Consider the following 5,781-nt stretch of genomic DNA (forward strand, 5'->3'; position numbering starts at 1 on the left):
TCGGGCTGGCGCGTTCGTCGAACACCACGCCGGTGGTGGTGATGCGTTTCGAGGGCGAAAACGAGGCGGCGCTGCAGCGCATCCAGGCCGAGTTCCGCGCCGCCATCCTCGCCAGCAAGCCCGATGCCGAGCTCAAGTTTTGATGCCGCTCAGAAAGCGGGGAGATAAACGCCGGCTTCATAACGAAAATCAATATCCGCGGGTCCGGCGTCACTTATTTTTAAGGAAACAAGAGTCAGGTTCGTTGCTTCACCGACCGATTCATTCGGGAACCGGCTTACGCCATGCAGGCAATACAGGCCATACAGGGCAAGCCCGAAGCGCGAGTAACACATCTAGATAGGGGTGTACAACAAGAATGTTCATCGATACACGTCGTACTGAGGAAGGATCGGTCGTCGAGACGACCGTTTGCATCATTGGCGGCGGCGTCGCGGGTATCACGCTGGCCATGGAGCTGGACAAGAAGGGGATCGACGTCGTCATGCTCGAAAGCGGCGGCCTCAATCCGGACGACGACACCCGCGACCTCGCGCGCGGCGAGGACGTCGGCGAATGGCGCTACAACTTCGCCGACGGCAGCCGCAGCCGCTTTCTCGGCGGCAGCAGCAACTGCTGGGGCGGCTGGTGCCGGCCGCTCGACCCCTGGGATTTCGAAAAGCGCGACTGGGTGGCTTACAGCGGCTGGCCCTTCGGCCTGTCGGAACTGGCTCCCTACTACGAGCGCACGCATGCGCTGCTCAAGCTCGGCCCGAACAACTTCGACCCCGACTTCTGGGAACGCTCGATCAACCGGCCGGACGTGCGCCGCATTCCGCTGTCCACCGGCAAGATCCGCGACACCATCTCGCAGTTCAGCCCGCCGGCGCGCTTCGGCAAGCTCTACCGCGACGAGCTGAAGCGCTCGCAGCGCGTCCGCGTCTTCCTATACGCCAACGCGGTCAACATCGATACCGACCGCATGGCCAAGACCGTTACCCACATCGACGTGGCCACGCTGTCCGGGCGCCGCATCAAGGTCGCCGCGAAGCAGTTCGTGGTGGCGACCGGCGGCATCGAGAACGCGCGCCTGCTGCTGGCCTCGAACAAGATCCAGCCCGCCGGCCTCGGCAATGGCAACGACCTCGTCGGCCGCTTCTTCATGGACCATCCGCGCTTGTTCTCCGGCAACATCAAGTTCGCCAAGCAGTGGTCTCGCAACAAACTGTCGGACGTGAAGTACCACTACCAGAATGCCGCCGTCGCCGCGCATGGCACCTGCATCGCCCACCAGTTCGCCCTGACGCCGGAAACCCTGCAGGAAGAGGGCATCCTCAACGCGCGGGTCTGGTTCTCGTCGGTGTTCCCGGGAGAAGGCAGCGAGGGCGCGTTGGCGCTGTTCCGCTGCAAGCAGGCGCTGCTGAGCAAGGAGCAGGCTGACTGGAGCCTGTCGCGCGACATCCTCACCATGATGGCGCACCCCCTCGATACGCTGGGCTACGGCTATACCCGCCTGTTCCAGCCGCGCTGGCTGATCCAGGGGGTTAAATTCCAGCTGATCGTCGAGCCGGAACCCGATCCGAACAGCCGCGTGATGCTGTCGCCCACGCAGAAGGACCAGCTCGGCATGCACCGCGTCCGCGTCGACTGGCGGCTCACCGACCGCGTCAAGCGCACCTTCGACCGCACGCTCGCACTGCTGGCGGAAGACATGCGCAAGAGCGGCGTGGCGCAGGTGGATCTCGATCCCGCGCTCGAGGGACGCAGCTGGCCGCAGGACCTCGAAGGCACCTGGCACCACATGGGCACCACCCGCATGCACGACTCGCCCAAGCTGGGCGTGGTCGACCGCGACTGCAAGGTACACGGCATGAGCAACCTGTTCATCGCCGGAAGCTCGGTCTTCCCCACCTGCGGGGCCAACTTCCCCACCATCACCCTGGCGGCGCTGGCATTCCGCTTGTCGGAACATCTCGCAAAGGAGGTAAGGAACACCACGGCAACCTTTTCGATGGAAGCAGCGTAAGCCTGCGCCGGCGCCGTCCTGGAACGGCGCCCGGCTCCAGGGCAATGACCCTCTTCCCTAGCGCGCAGTGCATGGCGCGCCGGGCGTGCCGCGGCTAATGCGCCGGGCCGGAGCGGGTGTTTCACCTTCACAGCGGTTTTTCAGTCATGACACCTTCCCAGACCATCCTCGTCACCGGCGCATCCGGCTACATCGGTTCCCATACCTGCGTCGAACTGCTTGCGGCAGGCTATGCGGTCGTCGCGCTCGACAACCTGTCCAACAGCTCGGCGGAAGCGATCCGCCGCGTCGAACGCATCTCCGGCAAGACCGTGCCCTTCTACGAGGCGGACGTGCGCGACCGGGCGGCGCTCGACGCGCTGCTGCGCGCTCACCGTGTCGACGCGGCCATTCATTTCGCCGGCCTGAAGGCGGTGGGGGAGTCCGTCGCCAAGCCCTTGTCGTATTTTGAGAACAACGTCGGCGGCACCATCACCCTGCTGCAGGCGCTGGGGGATGCCGGCGTCAAGCACTTCCTGTTCAGCTCGTCGGCCACCGTCTACGGCGACCCCGAGGAAGTGCCGATCAAGGAATCCGCCCGGCTGCACACCACGAATCCCTACGGCCGCTCCAAGCTGATGGTGGAGCAGGTGCTGGAAGACCTCGGCGCCTCCGACCCGGAATGGTCCATCGGACGGCTGCGCTACTTCAACCCGGTCGGCGCCCACGAGAGCGGCCTGATCGGCGAAGACCCGCGCGGCATTCCCAACAACCTCATGCCCTATATCAGCCAGGTGGCGGTGGGCCGGCGCGAGCAGCTTTCGGTATTCGGCAACGACTACCCGACGCCCGACGGCACCGGCGTGCGCGACTACATCCACGTGGTGGACCTCGCGCGCGGCCACGTCGCGGCGCTGCGCGAGATGTTCCGCTCGCACAAGAGCTTCGTGGTCAACCTCGGCACCGGCCAGGGCTACAGCGTGCTCGACATGGTGCGAGCCTTCGAGGCGGCGAGCGGCCGCCGCGTGCCCTATGCCATCGCCGCGCGCCGCCCCGGCGACATCGCGGTCTGCTACGCGGATCCCGCGCAGGCCTTCCACACGCTGGACTGGCGCGCCCGCAAGGGACTGCAGGAAATGTGCGCCGACCACTGGCGCTGGCAGAGCACCAATCCCAACGGGTACGCGCAAGGGCAGGAATGAGCCAGCCGTTTCCCATCCTGCTGTACCACCGCCTCGACCGCGCCGGCCTGAGCACCTCGACGGCGCCCGAGGTCTTCTACAGCCACCTTGCGGCGCTGCGGGAGGAGGGATGGCGCACGCTGACCTGCGACGAGTTTTCCTATTACCTGGAGGCTGACAAGGAACCGCCGCCGCGCACCTTCCTCATCACTTTCGACGACGGCTATGAATCGGTGCATGGAGAAGCCCTCGGCCTGCTGCGCGCCCTCGACTACTCGGCCATCGCCTTCATTGCGACGGCGCTCATCCGCCACGACGACGCCCTGACGGGCGACGAGGAGCGCGACAAGTTCATGACCTGGGACCAGGTCCGGTCTCTGCAGGAGAGCGGGGTGATCGACTGCCAGTCGCATGGGCACCTGCATGCCAATTTCACCGGGCAGCCGCTGTCCGCGGTTCGGGAAGATCTCGACACCTCGGTGCGGCTGCTTGCCTCGGAGTTGCGCCTTCCTGCTTCCCATGTGCGGCATCTCGCATGGCCCTGGGGCTTGTCGCGGCCGGAATGGCGCGCCATCGCGCAAGAATCAGGCTTGCGTTTCCAGTATGGCGTGTCGCGGCAGTCCTACCGCAACGGCATGGCCCTCGATGCCATTCCCCGGACCTGTTTCGATGCTTCGCCGTTCAAGAACTTCCAGCGGCAGTTCTGGCTGCAGACGGGGTCCATTGCGCCCTTGTGGGATGTGGCTTATCCGCTTGGGAGGACGTTGCGGGGTATTGCGAGGGCGGGGCGCGTGGGGTAGGGGGGCGTTCCGGTATCGCCACGCAGATGGGGATACCGGTTTGGGTTCTGTTTTCTCTCCGGTGACCCGGTTGCGTCTCCCACTCCGTGGGGAGGTGCCGGGACTGGCCCCGGCGGGCCAGTTCATTTCTTTGGACTCGCCCCCTAGGCGGGCCCCACGAAACAAACCAAAGAAAAGCGACCCCTGCCGTCGCCCCTGCGGGGTTCCCGAAAGGGAGGACGGCCAAGCGGGAAGCGTGGAAACTCGCCTGCGGCTCAGACAGCCACGCTCCTTTTTCCGCTCGTCCGCCCTCCCTTTCGGCGACGTCAGAAGGGACACCGCAGGCTCGCCTTCGGCATCGTGCTCGCTGCAGCGCGACTACCTCCGCCGTTTCCGTCTACCTCTGTTATCCCTGTCTAGCTCTGTCGTCGCCGTCTACCCCTGTCATCCCCGCGAAGGCGGGGATCCCATTTCGGCCGTCCGAAGAAACGCACACTGAGATTTCCACCTTCGCGGGAATGAAGGGAGCCACCAAACAGTTCAATCAGTAACCGGCGATTCAAACTCCCATCGCGCGCGCCCCTTAACCAACCCATCAACCACCCCACTCCCCCAATTTCTCTAAGGAAAGTTGTTTCAGAGGGGAATTTCCGGAAAACCCAAAGTTCCCGCAATTCCCTTCTTTTCCCACCAATTTCCCGAAAAAATTATTTCCCCGAATCTTTAAATTTCCCGGAACCAATGACGGCAAGCAAGCCTCTGAGAAGGACTTGCCGTTGAGCATGACGGCGATTTTTAAACATGTTTTGAGGAAATAATTTTGTTTAAACTGAATCTCCATCGCTTCTCCCTTTCCCTGTCCTGTTGCGCCTGTGCCGCCGTTCTCCTTTCCGCCTGTGGCGGCGGGGGTTCGGCTGACGGCAGCGCAACGGCGGCCGCAGCAGACTCCAGCACCACCTCCAGCGCAACCAGCGCTTCGATCAACGCAGCATCCGCAACCACCCTGGCCGCCGCCGTCACGGCAGAGGCATCGGGCAGCAGCGCAGCAAGCACGACAGCAGCCGCGTCCGGCACGACTGGCGCGAACACCGCGACCACGGACGCTATTCCACAGACTGTTTCCACCGCCACGGCCACTGCGAGCACCGCGCCCGCACCGTATGGACAGGATGCAAACAGCTATGCCTTGACCTTCACCGAAGAGTTCAACAGCTTCGACAGCAGTCTCTGGAATGACCACATCTGGTATGCCGGCTCCAACGCCACCAAGAACTACACCGTCGAGAACGGCACCCTGAAGATCTGGCCGCAGCGCGATGCCAGCGGCAGCTTCTTCGACCGCACCATCGACACCGACGGCAAGTTCTACCAGACCTATGGCTACTTTGAAATGGAAGCCAAGCTGCCCAAGGGCAAGGGCACCTGGCCGGCATTCTGGCTGTTCAACCACGTCGATACCCGCCGTCCCGAGATGGACATCATGGAAGCCTATGCCGGCGGCAACGGCTGGGGCACCACGGATGCCTCCGGCGTTTCCCGTCCGACCACGTATGCGCCGACGATCTGGAAGGGCGATACCGAAGGCCAGATGATGGGCACGAAGATGTTCAACGCCGGAGTGGACCTGTCGGAAGGCTTCCACAAGTACGCGGTGAAGTGGGAGCCGAACAAGCAGACCTATTACTTCGACGGCAAGGAAGTGCTGGTGGCGAACGTCACCATGGGCGACCCGATGTACATCATGCTGGACCTGTGGTTCGGCAGCGCCAGCGGCACGCCGGACAACTCCACGCCGCAGGGCAAGGACAACTCCTACGAAGTCAACTACGTGCGCGCC

The 5,781-nt window shown here is 63.8% G+C and carries 5 protein-coding genes and 1 pseudogene; 5 read left to right on the top strand and 1 reads right to left on the bottom strand.

Translation table 11 applies throughout. The features are described 5' to 3' along the window. The 4 genes and pseudogenes from G3574_RS17515 to G3574_RS17530 all read left to right on the top strand — a co-directional run. A pseudogene (locus tag G3574_RS17515) lies at positions 1–143 on the top strand (phosphomannomutase/phosphoglucomutase); the annotation flags it as partial. A 215-nt stretch (positions 144–358) separates the two neighbouring features. After that, complete coding sequence (locus tag G3574_RS17520) at positions 359–2,005, top strand: FAD-dependent oxidoreductase (protein ID WP_163965969.1); 1,647 nt, start codon at positions 359–361, stop codon at positions 2,003–2,005. A 146-nt stretch (positions 2,006–2,151) separates the two neighbouring features. After that, positions 2,152–3,186 carry a UDP-glucose 4-epimerase GalE gene (gene galE / locus G3574_RS17525; protein ID WP_163965972.1) on the top strand — a complete coding sequence of 345 codons (1,035 nt, stop codon included), beginning with the start codon at positions 2,152–2,154 and terminating at the stop codon, positions 3,184–3,186. Further along, positions 3,183–3,965, top strand: a complete 783-nt coding sequence (locus G3574_RS17530; RefSeq protein WP_163965975.1) for a polysaccharide deacetylase family protein — start codon at positions 3,183–3,185, stop codon at positions 3,963–3,965. The genes galE and G3574_RS17530 overlap by 4 nt, the downstream gene beginning before the upstream one ends. 774 nt (positions 3,966–4,739) lie before the next feature. On the opposite strand, the gene G3574_RS17540 is transcribed toward G3574_RS17530, so the two are convergent. Continuing rightward, a complete protein-coding gene (locus tag G3574_RS17540; protein ID WP_163965966.1) occupies positions 4,740–5,042 on the bottom strand; it encodes a hypothetical protein in 303 nt (100 codons plus the stop codon). Between the two features lie 88 nt (positions 5,043–5,130). On the opposite strand from G3574_RS17540, the gene G3574_RS17545 reads away from it, so the two are divergent. Beyond that, positions 5,131–5,781, top strand: a 651-nt coding sequence (locus G3574_RS17545) for a glycoside hydrolase family 16 protein (protein ID WP_235953492.1), incomplete at its 3' end; no start/stop codon positions are given.

Origin of the sequence: Noviherbaspirillum galbum (genome assembly GCF_010974945.1) — a bacterium.
Lineage (GTDB): Bacteria > Pseudomonadota > Gammaproteobacteria > Burkholderiales > Burkholderiaceae_D > Noviherbaspirillum > Noviherbaspirillum galbum.

Bases quoted from the DNA above. Each gene is read 5' to 3' on its own strand.
- galE (WP_163965972.1), top strand. From the start codon at position 2,152: ATGACACCTTCCCAGACCATCCTCGTCACCGGCGCATCCGGCTACATC.
- G3574_RS17520 (WP_163965969.1), top strand. From the start codon at position 359: ATGTTCATCGATACACGTCGTACTGAGGAAGGATCGGTCGTCGAGACG.
- G3574_RS17530 (WP_163965975.1), top strand. From the start codon at position 3,183: ATGAGCCAGCCGTTTCCCATCCTGCTGTACCACCGCCTCGACCGCGCC.